General features: G+C 67.0%; 16 protein-coding genes and 1 other RNA gene. 9 read left to right on the plus strand and 8 right to left on the minus strand.

What is annotated here, in order from left to right:
- Nucleotides 1–10: 10 nt before the first annotated feature.
- The gene (gene btuC / locus ACNS88_RS03490; protein ID WP_435093950.1) at nt 11–1,153 is read left to right on the plus strand and encodes a vitamin B12 ABC transporter permease BtuC; all 1,143 of its coding nucleotides are present in this window, start codon (nt 11–13) and stop codon (nt 1,151–1,153) included.
- 29 nt (nt 1,154–1,182) lie between these two features.
- Nucleotides 1,183–2,445, plus strand: coding sequence for an ATP-binding cassette domain-containing protein (locus ACNS88_RS03495; protein ID WP_435094441.1), 1,263 nt, complete (start codon nt 1,183–1,185; stop codon nt 2,443–2,445).
- Between the two features lie 78 nt (nt 2,446–2,523).
- Here the strand turns inward: ACNS88_RS03495 and ffs are convergent.
- Together ffs and ACNS88_RS03505 are read right to left on the minus strand one after the other, a co-directional pair.
- Nucleotides 2,524–2,835, minus strand: an RNA gene (ffs, locus tag ACNS88_RS03500) — signal recognition particle sRNA.
- 77 nt (nt 2,836–2,912) lie between these two features.
- The gene (locus ACNS88_RS03505; protein WP_435093952.1) at nt 2,913–3,326 is read right to left on the minus strand and encodes a DUF7548 family protein; all 414 of its coding nucleotides are present in this window, start codon (nt 3,324–3,326) and stop codon (nt 2,913–2,915) included.
- Between the two features lie 125 nt (nt 3,327–3,451).
- Between ACNS88_RS03505 and ACNS88_RS03510 the strand changes: the two genes are divergently transcribed.
- Nucleotides 3,452–3,910, plus strand: a complete 459-nt coding sequence (locus ACNS88_RS03510) for a DUF7992 family protein (RefSeq protein WP_435093954.1) — start codon at nt 3,452–3,454, stop codon at nt 3,908–3,910.
- Nucleotides 3,911–3,937: 27 nt separating this feature from the next.
- Here the strand turns inward: ACNS88_RS03510 and ACNS88_RS03515 are convergent, their stop codons facing one another.
- Nucleotides 3,938–4,963, minus strand: coding sequence for an aldo/keto reductase (locus tag ACNS88_RS03515; protein WP_435093956.1), 1,026 nt, complete (start codon nt 4,961–4,963; stop codon nt 3,938–3,940).
- 105 nt (nt 4,964–5,068) lie between these two features.
- On the opposite strand from ACNS88_RS03515, the gene ACNS88_RS03520 reads away from it, so the two are divergent.
- The 3 genes from ACNS88_RS03520 (at nt 5,069) to ACNS88_RS03530 (ending at nt 9,444) form a co-directional block, all read left to right on the plus strand.
- Nucleotides 5,069–5,536, plus strand: a complete 468-nt coding sequence (locus ACNS88_RS03520; RefSeq protein ID WP_435093958.1) for a pyridoxamine 5'-phosphate oxidase family protein — start codon at nt 5,069–5,071, stop codon at nt 5,534–5,536.
- A 78-nt stretch (nt 5,537–5,614) separates the two neighbouring features.
- Nucleotides 5,615–8,767 carry an isoleucine--tRNA ligase gene (gene ileS / locus ACNS88_RS03525; protein WP_435093960.1) on the plus strand — a complete coding sequence of 1,051 codons (3,153 nt, stop codon included), beginning with the start codon at nt 5,615–5,617 and terminating at the stop codon, nt 8,765–8,767.
- 170 nt (nt 8,768–8,937) lie between these two features.
- A complete protein-coding gene (locus ACNS88_RS03530; protein WP_435093962.1) occupies nt 8,938–9,444 on the plus strand; it encodes a GNAT family N-acetyltransferase in 507 nt (168 codons plus the stop codon).
- Between the two features lie 48 nt (nt 9,445–9,492).
- On the opposite strand, the gene lrpA1 is transcribed toward ACNS88_RS03530, so the two are convergent.
- From lrpA1 to ACNS88_RS03545, 3 genes are all read right to left on the minus strand, one after another.
- Nucleotides 9,493–9,921, minus strand: a complete 429-nt coding sequence (gene lrpA1 / locus ACNS88_RS03535) for an HTH-type transcriptional regulator LrpA1 (RefSeq protein ID WP_435093964.1) — start codon at nt 9,919–9,921, stop codon at nt 9,493–9,495.
- A 118-nt stretch (nt 9,922–10,039) separates the two neighbouring features.
- Nucleotides 10,040–10,978 carry a thiamine pyrophosphate-dependent enzyme gene (locus ACNS88_RS03540; RefSeq protein ID WP_435093967.1) on the minus strand — a complete coding sequence of 313 codons (939 nt, stop codon included), beginning with the start codon at nt 10,976–10,978 and terminating at the stop codon, nt 10,040–10,042.
- A gap of 3 nt (nt 10,979–10,981) precedes the next feature.
- A complete protein-coding gene (locus tag ACNS88_RS03545; protein ID WP_435093969.1) occupies nt 10,982–12,877 on the minus strand; it encodes a 2-oxoacid:acceptor oxidoreductase subunit alpha in 1,896 nt (631 codons plus the stop codon).
- A 167-nt stretch (nt 12,878–13,044) separates the two neighbouring features.
- Here ACNS88_RS03545 and dph5 point away from each other — a divergent pair, with 167 nt between their 5' ends.
- Together dph5 and ACNS88_RS03555 are read left to right on the plus strand one after the other, a co-directional pair.
- A complete protein-coding gene (gene dph5, locus ACNS88_RS03550) occupies nt 13,045–13,842 on the plus strand; it encodes a diphthine synthase (RefSeq protein WP_435093971.1) in 798 nt (265 codons plus the stop codon).
- A 68-nt stretch (nt 13,843–13,910) separates the two neighbouring features.
- Nucleotides 13,911–14,297, plus strand: a complete 387-nt coding sequence (locus ACNS88_RS03555; RefSeq protein WP_435093973.1) for a CBS domain-containing protein — start codon at nt 13,911–13,913, stop codon at nt 14,295–14,297.
- Nucleotides 14,298–14,354: 57 nt separating this feature from the next.
- On the opposite strand, the gene ACNS88_RS03560 is transcribed toward ACNS88_RS03555, so the two are convergent.
- On the minus strand, nt 14,355–14,582 hold the full coding sequence (locus ACNS88_RS03560) for a hypothetical protein (protein ID WP_435093975.1): 228 nt from the start codon (nt 14,580–14,582) through the stop codon (nt 14,355–14,357).
- Nucleotides 14,572–14,829: a hypothetical protein gene (locus tag ACNS88_RS03565; RefSeq protein WP_435093977.1), complete on the minus strand. Its 258-nt coding sequence runs from the start codon at nt 14,827–14,829 to the stop codon at nt 14,572–14,574. The genes ACNS88_RS03560 and ACNS88_RS03565 overlap by 11 nt, the downstream gene beginning before the upstream one ends.
- Nucleotides 14,830–14,979: 150 nt before the next feature.
- Between ACNS88_RS03565 and ACNS88_RS03570 the strand changes: the two genes are divergently transcribed.
- Entirely contained in the window at nt 14,980–15,354 is a 375-nt protein-coding gene (locus ACNS88_RS03570; RefSeq protein WP_435093979.1) for a CBS domain-containing protein, read from the plus strand.

Here is a 15,354-nt window from a genome sequence, read left to right on the forward strand (position 1 = left end):
TGGAGAACGAATGAGTGTCTGGGGACGATCGGCGGGATGGTCCACTGCGCTAGCGGCCGCTCTAGCCCTCGTAATGGTCGTAAGCGCCGCGATCGGCCCCGTCCGAATCCCGCCCGCGGAAGTGGTGAAAGCGGTGCTAAACGCGCTTATCGTCCCCGCCGGAGTCGAGACGGCTCCGCAGGGAGTCGGCCCGCTCATGCTCCCGAGCGTCGATCTCACGTACCGGTCGCCGTTCGCGTTCCCCGTCGACCGCGTTCACCAGCAGATCGTCGTCGGCGTCCGGCTCCCGCGGATCCTCATGGCCGCGCTCGTCGGCTTCGCGCTCGCGGCCGCCGGCACGGTGATGCAGGGGTTTTTCCGTAACCCGATGGCGGACCCGTCGATCATCGGGGTGTCGTCGGGCGCGGCGGTCGGTGCAGTCGCGTTCATCGTCTTCCCCGTCGCGCTGTCGACGACCCTGTCGCTCCCGGTCGTCGGCGCGGTCGACGTGGCGCTCTCGTACGGCGCGGGCGTGAGCCTCTTCGCGTTCGTCGGGGCGCTCGTCGCCGCGTTCGGCGTGTACGCCATCGCGACGCGGCACGGCCGGACCCCGGTCGCGACCCTGCTCCTCGCCGGCGTCGCCGTCCAGACCTTCCTCGGGGCGGTCATCTCGTACCTCCAGCTGCAGGCCGGCGAGTCGCTCCGGCGGATCGTCGCGTGGCTGATGGGGCACCTCTCCGGCGCCGCGTGGAGCGACGTGGCCGTCACCGCGGTCGTGGTGCCGCCGCTTTTCGGCGTCCTGCTGGTGTACGCCCGCGACCTCAACGTCATGTTGCTCGGCGAGGAGGAAGCCCGGGGGCTCGGGATCGCGGTCGAGCGCACGAAGCGGATCCTGCTCGGAGCCTCGGCGCTGATCACGGCCGCGGGCGTCGCTTTCGCCGGGATCATCGGCTTCGTGGGGCTGATCGTCCCGCACATGCTCCGGCTGGTCGTCGGCCCCGACCACAGGGTCCTGCTCCCGAGCGCCGCGCTCGCGGGCGGGTCGTTCCTCGTCGCCGCCGACACGCTCGCGCGGTCTGGAAGCACGGAACTCCCGGTCGGAATCGTCACCGCCGCCGTGGGGGCGCCCTTCTTCATCTACCTGCTCGTGACTCGGGAGGTGCACGAGCTGTGACCGCTGAATCGTCTGGTGTCACCGGCTCGGTGTCCTCTGTTACCGGCGGCGCGGAGTCCCCTGTCGCCGATGATGCGGAGTCCGCTGCAGCCGACGCTCCCGAGACACACCCGATCGAAGTCAGCGACCTGTCGGTCTCCTTCGGTGACGTTCCGGTCGTCTCGGGGGTCGACCTCAGAGTCGAACGCGGGTCGCTCGTGGGGCTCGTCGGCCCGAACGGCGCGGGGAAGACGACCGTCCTCCGAGCGATCAAGGGGACGCTCTCACCCGACGCCGGCGAAGTCCGGCTCGACGGCGACCCCGCGGAATCGCTGTCGGCGCGCGAGGCGGGACGGCGGGTCGCCAGCGTCCCGCAGGAGACGAGCCTCGCGTTCGACTTCCGGGTGCGTCAGATCGTCGAGATGGGCCGGACACCGCACCTCGGGCGGTTCGACGGCCACGGACCCGACGACGACCGCGCGGTTCGCGAGGCCATGGACGCCGCTGGCGTCGCTCGTTTTGCCGACCGGGCGATCACCGAGGTCTCCGGTGGCGAGCGCCAGCGGGTCCTGCTGGCCCGAGCGCTGGCACAAGAGACACCGTCGCTGCTGCTCGACGAGCCCACCGCGAGCCTCGACGTGAACCACGCGGTCCGAACCCTCGAACTCGTCAGAGACCTCGTCGACGACGGACGCGCCGCGCTCGCGGCGATCCACGACCTCGACATGGCCGCGCGGTACTGCGACGAGATCGTCGTCCTCGCGAACGGCGGCATCCGGGCCGCCGGCCCGCCCGAGGCGGTGTTGACGGCGGACGCGCTCCGGGACGCGTTCGACGCCGAGGCGTTCGTCGGCGAGAACCCGGCGACGGGTTCGCCGACGGTCACCGCGTTCGATGGGGACGGCGCGGACGACACGGGCGACTCGACCGGACCGGCCGATCCGCGCCGGATCCACGTCGTCGGGAGCGGTCGGCCGGCGGCGCGAGCCGTCGCGCGACTGACCGCGGCGGGGCACGCCGTCTCCGTCGGGGTCGTCCCCGAGGGTGACGCAACCGCCGGGATCGCTGTCGACGCGGACGTGCCGATCGTGACGGCGCCCCCGTTCGCCCCGATTCCTCCCGAACGCCGGAGTGAGGCGGTCGCTCTCGCGCGCGAGGCCGACGTGACGGTCGCGGTCGGGGAGGCGGGAAGCGATGGACCTGAAGCGACCGGCGAAAACGGGCCGAACACGGCAGTACTGGCGGCCAGCGACCGAATCGTGCGCATTGGCGACGACTTCGGTGACGGCGGGCTGCTTGCTGCGGTCGCGTGATCGACGAAACCGACACGGCTGACCGGCGAAACCGGTCTAGACGGCACAGTCGCTAGCGGGTATAAAAACGGGTATGAATGACGGACAGGCGAGGTGGCCCGGCGTTCCGGCGCGGGGTATCCCGGTTGCCTTCTCCACCCCGCGACCCGACGAGCGACGGGCGTTCGGCGGTGGGCTGCTCGCTTCCGCGCCTGACCCAGTGTCACCGATAAACCGCGACGGGCCGCTCCTGCGAGCGGGCGCCACGGACCGCTGTCCCCGGCGGACGAGGCTTCTACGTTGGCTCTCGGGGCCCGCGCCGGTCAGACCGGACGCGCCCGCTGTTCGGTCCCCGCTAAAGACTACCTCACGGGTGACGAGCGGGGCCTAACCGCCCGACCTAGTCCACTTTGAAGTAGACAACTCCACCTTAAGGGCCTTTCGTTCGGCGGACACCTGGGCCAGTTCGGGAGCCTCGGGGAGCGACGCTACGCCAACAGCTGCCGGGCGTACGCCGCGGCGGCCACCGGTATCGGAAGGGAGAGGGCGACGACGGCGCGCGGGTGCCACACCAGCCAGAGGTTGTCGCGGAACAGCGGGCTCGGCTCGATCGCCAGCGCCCACGTCGCCGCGCTCAGGCTCGTCGCGACGCCGAGCACGACCGCGGCGCCGGCGAGGGCGCCCGGATCGAGGTTCCCGCGCTCGACGGAGGCGATGACGACCGCGCTGAGCAGCGCGAACAGCGCGACGCCGCCGGCACCGACGACCCCGGAGGCGTAGTAGTCGGCCAGGTGTGACGCGGCCGCTTCCCCCGAGATAATCGCGTACGGGGCGCCGAGCGCGAGCACGGTGGCGACGGCGGCGGCGATCCCCACCCAACGCGAGATGTCGCGGAAATTCATGTCTGCGACTCGGTGGAGGACGGCGGTAAAAGGACCGGATCGGGTCGGAGAGGATGTCAAGGGAGGACCGAGAGAGGACGGACCGCTCCCGTAGCGTTTTGGGTCGCCGGCGCGGAGAGAAATGCATGAGCCTCGATGTCGACCCGCCGGAGCCGCCCGAACTCGCCGCCGTGGACCCGAACGAGTACGAGGACGCGGAGGTCGCCGGCGGGGAGTACCGCCGCGACGAGCTGGAGACGTTCCTTCGCGAGGGCGCGTGGAAGGAGGCGTTCGCGGAGTGGACCGCCGGAAGCGACATGGACGAAGCGGACTGGGAGATCGCGCTCGACCTCGAGTTAGTCTCCCGGTTCGACTTCTTCTGGGACGACTTTGCAGACCGCGTCGGCTACCACGCCCCCGGGCTTCCCGAAGACTGGAGGGAGCGAGACCTCCACCCCGACCTCGACTCGTGGGGGACCGTCTCCGCGATCAACGCGGGGCTCACGGAGCTCGGTCAGATCGTCTGTGAAACGCTGAAACAGGAGTACATCGACTGGGAGGCGGAGTTCGAAGCGCCCGACGACCTGCCCGATTTCGAGGCGTAGCGGGCGGTCAGTCGGGGTTTCGGCCCCTTAGTGGCCCCAGAGGTTCCCGTCCGGGTCGTACCGCGCGTCCATGATCCGGTCCCACTGCGAGTCCGACATCTCGAGGTCGGCCGCGGTGACGTTCTCCGCGAGCTGGTCGGTCGTGCGCGCGCCCACGATCGGGACGCAGGTGAACTCGTCCCACTCGGTGAGCCACGAGAGCGCGGTCTGTGCCGGCGTCGCGTCGAGTTCGTCGGCGACCTCGCGGACCGCGTCGAGCACCTTCCAGCCGCGCTCTGAGAGGTAGAAGCGCTCGAACCGGTCGTCGAAGCTCGCCCGCGAGCCGTCCGGCGCGATCACCCGCTCGGGGTCGTCGGGGTCGGCTCGCTCGTACTTCCCGGTGAGGAACCCGCCAGCCAGCGGGGAGTACGGGCAGACCGCCAGATCCTGATCGGCGCACACGTCGAGGTACTCTTTCACGTCCTCGTAGTAGCCGGCGTGGTGGAGCGGCTGGACCACGTCGAAGTCGGCGTAGTCGTTGGCGTCGGCAGTCCACAGCGCCTTGGTCAACTGCCACGCCGCCATCGTGGAGGCGCCGAGGTAGTGCACTTTCCCTTCCGAGACGAGCTCGTCGAGAACGCGCATCGTCTCCTCGATCGGCGTCTCCTCGTCCCAGCGGTGGATGTAGTAGATGTCGAGGTAGTCGGTGTCGAGCCGGTCGAGCGTCCCCTCGACCTGCGCGCGAATGTGTTTGCGTCCGAGCCCGGAGTCGTTGGGGCCGGGCTCGCCGCGCCCGTCGAACGGGAAGTACACCTTCGAGGCGATCACGTAGTCCTCACGCTCGCGCTCCGCGAGCCACTCGCCGACATACTCCTCGCTCGTCCCGTTCGGATTCCCGTACACGTTGGCGGTGTCGATGAAGTTGATGCCGTGGTCCGCCGCCGCATCGAGCAGTTCGTGGGCCTCCTCGCGACCGGTCTCGACGACGCCGTTCGTCTCCCGCCCGAACCGCCACGTCCCGAAGCAGAGTTCCGAGACGCTGAGTCCCGTGTTACCGAGCCGTCGATAGTCCATACTCAACCCCACCCGTTCTGTGGGCATAAAACGCCGTGACGCCGTTCGACCGGTCGGGGACACACCGGGCTCGATATTTAAGTCCGCTCACTCCAAATAGTTGTCATGGAACGTGAGGAGTACGCGTACACCCGCGGGATGGACGACGCCGAGACGGCCGAGCGGTTACGTACGGCGGCCTCCGGCGTCCTCTCGCTTGCCCGTGATAACGACGCGTACGCGCTTCCGCTGGCGCACTACTACGACGGCGAGAAGCTCTACTTTCGTCTCGGACTGAGAGACGAGAGTGCGAAACGGGCGTTCTGGGACGCGACCGAGACGGCCTGCTACGTCGTCCACGCCACGGATTCCACCGACGAGCCACAGGAGATCGACTCGTGGAGCGTCGTCGTCACCGGCCGGCTCACCGAGCTGTCCGAGGCCGAACGCGAGCGCTTCGACACCGCCGAGATCAACCGTCAGTTCACCCCGATCCGCGTGTTCGACGAGGCCGTCGAAGACCTCGACATCGTCATCGCCGGGTTCGCGATCGACACGATGACGGGACGGACGACACCGGCCGCGGACCACTAGCATCGGTCACGTGGCCTCGATGTGGCCAAGCGACACCGACTCCGCCGTATTCAAATACGCGCGCGAAGACCAACGGATATGGACGATATCGACGACCAGTACACGCCCGCGGACGTCGAGTCCGGGGTCGAGGAGTACTGGGACGAGACGGACGCCTACGAGGCGGCGACGGAGGCGCACGCCGACGACCCGCCCTTCTTCTTCGTTGACGGCCCGCCGTACACCTCCGGACAGATGCACCTCGGCACAGCGTGGAACAAGACGCTGAAGGACGCGATCATCCGCCACAAGCGGATGACCGGCCACCGCGTCACCGACCGCCCGGGATACGACATGCACGGGCTCCCGATCGAGGTGAAAGTCGAGGAGGAGCTCGGCTTCGAGAACAAACGGGACATCGAAGAGTATGGGATGGAGTCGTTCATCGAGAAGTGCAAGGAGTTCGCCCTGCGCAACCGGGCGGCGATGGACGAGGACTTTCAGTCGATCGGCGTGTGGATGGACTGGGACGACCCGTACGAGACGATCGATCCCGAGTACATGGAGGCCGCCTGGTGGGCGTTCTCCGAGGTCGCCGACAACGGACTCGTCGAGCAGGGGAAACGCTCCATCTCGCAGTGCCCGCGATGCGAGACCGGACTCGCCAACAACGAGGTCGAGTACGAGGACGTCGAGGACCCCTCGATCTACGTGAAATTCCCGCTCGCCGACCGCGAGGGGAGCCTCGTCATCTGGACGACGACGCCGTGGACCATTCCCGCGAACACCTTCGTCGCCGTCGACGAGGAACTCACATACAACGCCGTCCGCGCCGAGAAAGACGGCGAAGAGGAGGTGATCTACGTCGCCGCAGAGTGCGTCGAGGACGTGCTCCAAGAGGGCCGCTACGAGGAGTACGAGGTCGAAGCCGAGCTGACGGGCGACGAGCTCGTCGGCTGGGAGTACAACCACCCGCTCGCCGACCGCGTCGCCGAGTACCCCGACTTCGAGGGCGCCGGACAGGTGCACGCCGCCGACTACGTTGAGGCCGATCGCACCGGACTGGTCCACTCCGCGCCGGGCCACGGGGAAGAAGACTTCCAGCGCGGCAGCGAACTGGGGCTCGACATCTACTGTCCAGTGGCTCCCAACGGCGAGTTCACCGAGGCCGCCGGGGAGTACGCGGGGCAGTTCGTCCGCGACGCCAACGACGACATCGTCGACGACCTCGTCGCCGACGGCCACATGCTCGCGCACGGTACCGTCGACCACAGCTACGGTCACTGCTGGCGCTGTGACACCGGGATCATCCAGCTGGTCACCGACCAGTGGTTCATCTCGATCACGGACGTCAAATCGGACCTCCTCAATAACATGGAGGACTCGGAATGGCACCCGCAGTGGGCCCGTGACAACCGGTTCCGCGACTTCATCGAGGACGCACCCGACTGGAACGTCTCCCGCCAGCGCTACTGGGGAGTCCCGATCCCGATCTGGGTGCCGGAGGACACAGACCAAAGCAACCTCGACGAGGACATGATCGTGATCGGCACTCGCGAGGAGCTCGCCGAGCGCGTCGAGGAGGACGTCGACCCCAAGACGATCGACCTCCACCGTCCTTCGGTCGACGACCTGACGATCGTCGAGGACGACACCACGTACCGCCGCGTCGAAGACGTGTTCGACGTGTGGCTCGACTCCTCGGTCGCCAGCTGGGGAACCATCGGGTACCCGAGCGACGAGGACGCACACGACGAGCTGTGGCCCGCCGACTTCATCGTCGAGGCGCACGACCAGACCCGCGGCTGGTTCTGGTCGCAGCTCGGGATGGGGACCGCCGCGGTCGGCGAAGTCCCGTACGAGGAGGTGCTGATGCACGGATTCGCCAACGACGAGAACGGTCGCAAGATGTCCAAATCCGTCGGCAACATCGTCACGCCCGAGGAGGCGATCGAACGCGCCGGCCGCGACCCGCTCCGCACCTACCTGCTCAGCCACGACCAGCAGGGGGTCGACCTCGCGTTCGAGTGGGACGGCCTCGGCGAGCTGCAAGGGAAGCTCAACATCCTCTGGAACGTGTTCCGCTTCCCGCTGGAGTACATGGATCTGGACGGCTACGATCCCGCCGAGGCCGACCTCGGCGACGGCGAGCTCGAACTCGTCGACGAGTGGGTGCTCTCTCGGCTCCAGTCCGTGGAGACGGAAGTCGAGGAGGCATGGGCCGACTACCGCGTCAGCGACGCCGTGAACGCCGTCATCGAGTTCGTCACGCAGGACGTGTCGCGGTTCTACGTGAAGGCGGTCCGTGACCGCATGTGGGAGGAGGCCGACTCCGCCTCGAAGCGCGGCGCCTACGCGACGCTCGCGACCGTCCTCGACGAGACGACCCGACTGCTCGCGCCGATCGCCCCGTACATGACCGAGCGCATGTACCAGACGCTCGACGGCGAGGCCACGACCGTCCACCAGCTCGACTACCCCGAGCCCGACGAGAACCGCCGAGACCCCGGGCTCGAACGCGACGTGGCCGTTCTCCGTAACGTGGAGGAGGCCGCCGCGAACGCCCGTCAGCAGGCCGGTCGCAAGCTTCGTTGGCCCGTGCCGCGCGTGGTCGTCGAGAGCGACGACGAGGACGTGACCGCCGCAGTCGAGCGCCTCGACGACCTGATCGGCGAGCGCGTCAACGCCCGCGAGGTGACCGTCACCGACGCGTTCGACGAACTGGTCGAGACCGCCGAGCCGCAGATGGGCGCGATCGGCCCCGCGTTCGGCGCCGACGCCCAGACGGTGATGGAGGCGGTGCAGGGCGCGACCCGCGCAGCGGTCGAAGGCGGTGAGGTGACCGTCGACGGCGAGCCCGTCGACTTCGACGACGAGATGGTCGAGTACGTCGCTGAGCCGCCGGAGCACGTCTCCGGCGTCGATTTCGACGGCGGCGCCGTCTACGTCGACACCTCTCTGACTCCCGAGATCGAGTCCGAGGGGTACGCCCGCGACGTGATCCGCCGGATCCAAGAGATGCGCAAGGAACTCGATCTCGACGTCGAAGCCCGGATCCGTGTCGGCGTCGCTGTCGACGACGATCGGATCACCGAGTTCGTCGACGAGCACGCCGACCTGATCGCCGGCGAAGTGCGCGCCGACGCGTGGCTCGACCACCCGAGCGACGCCGCGGACGCTGAGAACGACCTCGTCGAGGAGTGGGAGGTCGAAGGCGTCACGGTCACGATCGGAATCGAACCGGTCGCGTGACGAGTTGACTGGCGTTTTGATTGGGAGAACGTGTAGTTACCCGGCAACCAGCGTGTTGTCATACGTCGAGACGCCGCACAACTGATCGAACTGCCTATTCATCACGTCGCTCCCATGCGAAACGTTGTCAACCCGAAACCTATAGGTGACTTCTTTACTTATGGCTAGACATGCATGTCCGGGCGGCTCAGCCCGACGACGCGGAGGCGCTACGAACGGCGGTCTCGCGGGCCCGCGAGGCAACCGTCTTCGACGACATCGGTGCTCCCCTTCTCGACGTATCCGCTGCGGGCGTCCGTGAGGCTGCCGGGGAGGCCGAATGGTCGTTCCTGATGGAAGACGCTGAGGGGCCGGTGGGCGTCGCCATCGCTCACCCCGACGCGGGAGATTCTACGGCTGAATCGGGAGACACAGGCGATGACAACCGGGAAGCCGAACTGCTCGCGCTGTGGGTCCACCCGAACCACGCGGGAGAGGGGGTTGCAGGTGAGCTGCTCACCCGCGTCGCGTCCTCGGTGGCCGACAACGGTGTCGAGGTTCTTCGCGCGAGCGTTCCGGCCGACAGTCCCGGTGCCACCGAGTTCTTCAGCGCGCACCAGTTTGCCCACCGCGGCACCCGTCGCGGACCGGCAGGCGAGGAGTCAGTCGTCGTCGCCGACGTAGACGCGCTTCGGTGACAGCAGTCGCAACAATACTCGTCGCGGCCGCCTATCGGTGAGCGACCATCACTTCAGCCGTTCCTGAAGGAAGGAGGGGTGCGCCGCGGTGACGCCGTCGACACCGAGGAGCTTCTCGGAGATGACGTCGCCGAGTTCGTCGCCGTCGCCGGCGCGGACCTCGGCCATCAGCATGTGGTCGCCCGAGGAGGTGTACAGCGCCTGTACCTCGTCGAGCTCTTTCAGCCTCCGAGTCGCGCCGACGTACTGCCCCGAGTCGACATCCATCCCGACCATCGCGATCGACTGCGACGAGAGCTTCTTGGGGTCGATCTCCGCGGAGTAGCCGACGATCACGCCCTTCTCTTCGAGACGATCGATATACTTGCGCACCGTCGGCTTCGAGACATCGGCTCGGTCAGCGATCTCCGCACAGGAGGCCTGCGCGTCCTCCTCTAACACCGACAAGATCCGTTCTTCCGTCGATACCGTACTCATGACCACTACTTTGTCGCCACGGAAAAAATACCTTGCGAACCGAAAAACGAGACGAACGGACGACGAAAGGGTCAGGAACCGCGGCGGGATCGGCGGAGAATCTCGGTCTACGCCCGCGTTAGGCGTGTTTGTCGAGGAACTTGTCGTGGGACCGCTCCCACTCGTAGTCGTCGTCCCAGTAGCGCTCGGCCAGCGGCTCCTCGGGCATCTCGCCGATCGCCTGCTTCTCCGCGCCGTAGGACTGCCGGTCCTCGTCGACGTAGAAGCGGCCGGTGAGAACCTCGCCTTCGTGCAGCGACTCCTCGGTCTCGCGCATCATCTCCGCGGCCTCAACGCGGTCCGTCTTGTCGAAGTCGTAGTCGTCGGACTCGTTGACGTCGATGTACGGGACGTACTGACGTGCGTCCTTGTTCCAGGTCGGACACTGGGTGAGGAAGTCGACGTGGGCGAAGCCGTCGTGGTTGATCGCCTCGATCAGGATCTCTTTGGCCTGGTTCGGGTTGACCGCGGCCGTGCGGGCGACGTAGGAGGCACCGGCGTTCAGCGACAGCGAGAGCGGCTTGAGCGGCTCCTTGGCGCTGCCGTGCGGCTGCGTCTTCGACTTGTGGCCCTTCGGGCTCGTCGGAGAGGTCTGGCCCTTCGTGAGCCCGAAGATCTCGTTGTTGAAGACGATGTACGTCATGTCGTGGTTCTCCCGAGCCGTGTGGAGGAAGTGGTTCCCACCGATCCCGTAGCCGTCGCCGTCACCGCCGGCGGCGATCACTTCGAGCCCGGGGTTCGCGAGCTTCGCGGCGCGGGCCACGGGCAGTGAGCGCCCGTGGATCGTGTGGAACCCGTACGTGTCGAGATAGCTGTTCAGCTTGCCGGAACAGCCGATCCCGGTACACAGCAGGGTCTCCTCGGGCGAGCGGCCGACCTCGGGGAGCGCCTGCTTGAGCGCCTTCAGGACGCTGAAGTCACCGCAGCCGGGACACCACGTGGGCTGGGGCTCGACGCTGGGCGTGTACTCGTCGCGGTCGATCTCTCGTTCCTCTCCGATTGCTGAAAACGTGCTCATTGGTTAGTCACCTGCGGCTGGGACGAAGGTGGTCTGATGGCTGGACGCGTCGCCGTCGCCCTCGATGATCGCAGCCTCGAACCCGTCGACGATCTCGGCCGGCTCGAACGGGTTCCCGTTGTACTTCAACAGGCTCGACAGCTTCTCGCCGTAGCGGCCGAGGTTTTTCTGGATGAGCCCGCGGAACTGTCCGGACGCCGTCATTTCGACGACGAGGACCTCGTCGACGCTCTCGACGAACGCCTCGACCTGCTCCGTCGGGAACGGAAGCATGTCGGAGACGCCGTACGATTTCACCGAGACGTCGGCGTCGTTGAGCCGCCCGACCGCCTCCTCGACAGTACCCTGCTGGCTGCCGAACGTGAGGATGCCGTACTGGGCGTCGTCGGGGCCGGCGTAGGAGCCGGTGTCGACCGTGTCGAGGTCGGCGCGGATCGCCTCTAACTTCTGGGTCCGTCGGTCGATCTGCGCGACGCGGTTGTCCGGGTCCTCGCAGATGTGGCCGGTCGGGTCGTGCTCGTTGCCGGTCGCGAGGAAGCGACCGCCCTTCTGGCCGGGTATCGACCGCGGAGAGACGCCGTCGTCGACGTCGTGCTGGAACCGGTGGAACTTCCCGTCGTCCGAGTGGGGTTCATCCGTCAGCGCGTCCTCCGAGAGCGTCTTCCCGAGCGTCGGGTTCGGCTCACGGTCGAAGTGGCTCTTCGAGACGTTGGTCATCTCGCCGCCGAGCTTCTGGTCGTACAGCAGGATCGACGGGATCTGGTACTCGTAGGCCAGTCGGAAGGCGATCCGCGACTGCTCGTACGCCTCCTCGACGGTCCCGGGCGCTAAGACGACGCGCTGGGAGTCGCCCTGCGAGGTGTACAGGACGTGTTCGAGGTCGGACTGCTCCGGCTTCGTCGGCAGTCCGGTCGAGGGACCGGCGCGCATGGCCTCGACGAGGACCACGGGCGTCTCGGTCATCTCCGCGAGCCCGAGCGGCTCCGACATCAGCGCGAAGCCGCCGCCCGAGGAGCCGGACATGGCCTTCACGCCGGCGTGCGAGGCTCCGACCGCGAGCGCGGCCGCGGCGATCTCGTCTTCGACCTGCTCGGAGATCCCGCCGAGCTTCGGCAGGTTCTTCGTCATGATGGTGAACACCTCGGTCCACGGCGTCATCGGGTAGCCGGCGATGAACCGACAGCCCTCGTCGATGGCGCCGTAGGAGATGGCGTCCGAGCCCGACATGAGCAGCTGCGTCTCGTCGTGTTCGCCGGTTGGAACCGACACGTCCGGCGCGTCCGCGTCGTACTCCTCGCGGACCTGGTCGTAGGCGGTCTCGAGGATCTCGATGTTCGGCTCGAGGATCTTCTCCGGCATCGCGTCGCGCATGAGGTCCTCGACGTGGTTGAGGTCCATTCCGGTCAGCGCGCAGGTGGCGCCGACGCCGGCGGTGTTGCGCATGACCTCGCGACCCATGTCGCGGGCGAGCCCGCGGAGGTCGAGGGGGTATACGTGCCAGTTGTTCTCATCGGCGCGCTCATCGAAGTCCGGAATCTCGGAGGTGTCTAAGAGTCCCTCGTCGTACACGATGACTCCGCCCTCGCGGAGTTCGTCGAGGTTCTCCGAGAGCGGCTTGATCTCCTCGTTCCCGTAGAGGGCCCCCTCCTGCGGGTTTCGGGCGAACGAGTCGCCGAGCGCAAGCAGGAAGTTGTACCCATCTCCTCGGGAGTTGACCGGATCCGAAGACGCTCGAACCTCGGTGTACGTGTGGCCCCCGCGGATCCGCGACGGGTAGTGGCGATGCGTGAAGACGTTGAGCCCCGATCGCATCAAGGCCTTCGCGAAGTTCTGGCTGGTCGAAGCGATCCCGTCACCGGATCCCCCCGAGATTCGCCAGATGAGTTCGTCGTCAGTCATAGTGGTATGTGAGCCCGTGAGGGCCTAGTGATTTGACATAGTGTGGGTTACCTCTTATGGCTTGCCATAGATTCGCAAGGAACAATCATTGAAGACCGACGAATCGGGCCGAGAGCGCGGAACCGGCGTTCCGCGTCCTTTTACTCCGCGCCCGCTCGAGAAACCGTATGCTCACGTTCATCGGTCTCGGCCTCTACGACGAGCGCTCGATCACCGTCGAAGGGCGGGAAGCGCTCCGGTCCGCGGACCGTGTCTTCGCGGAGTTCTACACCAGCAAGCTGGTCGGCGCCGACGTCGACGCCCTCGAGACGTACCACGACACGCCGATCGAAGTTCGGACACGTGAGGGCGTCGAACAAGACCCGGAGGCGATCCTCGCGGCCGCAGAAGACGGCCACGCCGCGTTCCTCACCGCCGGCGACACGATGATATCGACGACCCACACCGACCTCCGGCTGCGGGCCGAGAAGCGGGGGATCGACACCCGCGTGGTCCACGGCGTGACCGCTCAGTCGGCCGCATCGAGTCTCACCGGACTCCAGAACTACCGGTTCGGCAAGGCGACGACGCTCCCGTTCCCGTACGCCCACGGCGGCGACGACGTGCCCGGGAGCGTGATCGACACCATCGAGGCGAACCGCGAGCGCGGGCTCCACACCGTCGTCTACCTCGACATCAAGGTGGGGACCGGCCCGACCGGCTCCGACCCGGACCACGAGGAGTACATGACCGCCGATGTCGCGGCCGGCCTGCTGGCAGACGGATTGGAGGACGCACTCGCCGTCGTCGTGGCCCGCGCGGGATCGCCCGACGCGGTCGTCGCCGCCGATCGCCTGAGCGCGCTGGCCGAGCGCGAGTTCGGCGACCCGCTTCACCTCCTCGTGATCCCCGGCGACCTCCATCACGTCGAGGCCGATGCGCTCGCCGGGCTGGCGGACGCGCCGGCGGATCTCGTCGCGGAGTGAGCGCTGCGGGGTCGGGCCGCGTCCGACGACCGTACGTTTGATGACCCCCGAATGCGTTATCACGCCACATGACTGACCTCGCCGTCGAACGGCTCATGTCGACCGACCTCATCACGATCAGTCCGGACGCCGACGCCGCGGACGCGGCACGGCGGATGCTGGAGACCGGAGTGAGTTCCATCCTCGTCGTCGACGAGGAACACCGGCTAACCGGACTCATCACGGCGACCGATTTCGTCTCGCTCGTCCGACGGAACGATCCGGAGGACAAGACCGCCGTGGAGGCGTTCATGACGACGGATATCGTCACCGTGTCTCCCGACGCGTCCGTCGAAGAGCTTGCCGAGCCGACGGACCGAGGGTACACGCACCTGCCGGTGGTCGATGCGGACAGTCAGCTGGTCGGAATGGTGTCGACGACCGACCTGACGGCGTACCTCTCGGAGCGGCGGTGAGCCTCGCGCCGACGCATCGCTCGGTCCGAGAGACGAGACAGTCGCGCGTTCGACCGGCTAGCGACCCGACGCGTTCACTTGGTCGTCGTACGTTGCGCCCGCTGCGATCAGGAAGCCGATTATCGCGGTGACGAGCGCGATGCTCCCGATGGCGACGACCGCAACGGAGAACAGGTCGCCCGGGAGCACCCGCGCGGACGTCAGCAGCGAGACGGCCGTGACGAACCCGATCAACAGCACGAGGCGTCCGAACCGTCCCGTATCGATCCCGCTGTCACTTGACATAGGTTCTTAGCTCGTTGATGACGCCGTCGTATCCCTCTTCGTTAGCCTCCGCGCCGAGCGAGTGAATCGACTGGCAGATCCACATCCCCGCGGTGAAGTTCAACAGCGCGACGAACGACACCAGCCCGAGCTGTGAATCCACGGTGAGGCCGATGAGAAGCCCGAGCGGAAGCGTTAGCGACATGATAGCGTGCGTGAGCAACGACCGAGTCCCGAAGTCGTCCAACGAGCTGAGAGCCCCTGGCATATACACAGAACAGGTACGGACGCGTATATATGCTCGTTTAAGCGATGTCACGACCTCGGACGCACCACCGCCCGGCTCGAAAGCCGTGGAGCGGAGCGGTGCGGATCGCACACCGGAAGAGTAATGAAATTTGCTAGCACACAACGTGATATGGATCTGAACGATCGAACTCGCGTCAGCGAGGTCATGTCGACGCCGCTGGAGACGATCGGGGCCGACGAACCGCTTCGCCAGGCTGCGCGTCGGATGGACGACGATGACATCAGCGCGCTCATCGTGACGACGGGCGGCGGCTGCATTATCACACAGAGCGACATCATCGGTGCCGTCGCGGCCGGCCGCGACCTCGACGAGGCCGTCGTCCGCGACGTGATGACCGAGAACGTGGAGACGGTGACGCCGGACCTCATGATGGAGGAGGTCGCGGCGATGATGACGATGTACGAGGTCAAACACCTCCCCGTCGTCGACGACGACTACGTCGGGATGGTCTCCTCGACCGACGTGGCGGCGCACCTCTCGTAG

Origin of the sequence: Halorubrum shenae, assembly GCF_051194165.1 — an archaeon.
In the GTDB taxonomy this organism is placed as follows: Archaea; Halobacteriota; Halobacteria; order Halobacteriales; family Haloferacaceae; genus Halorubrum.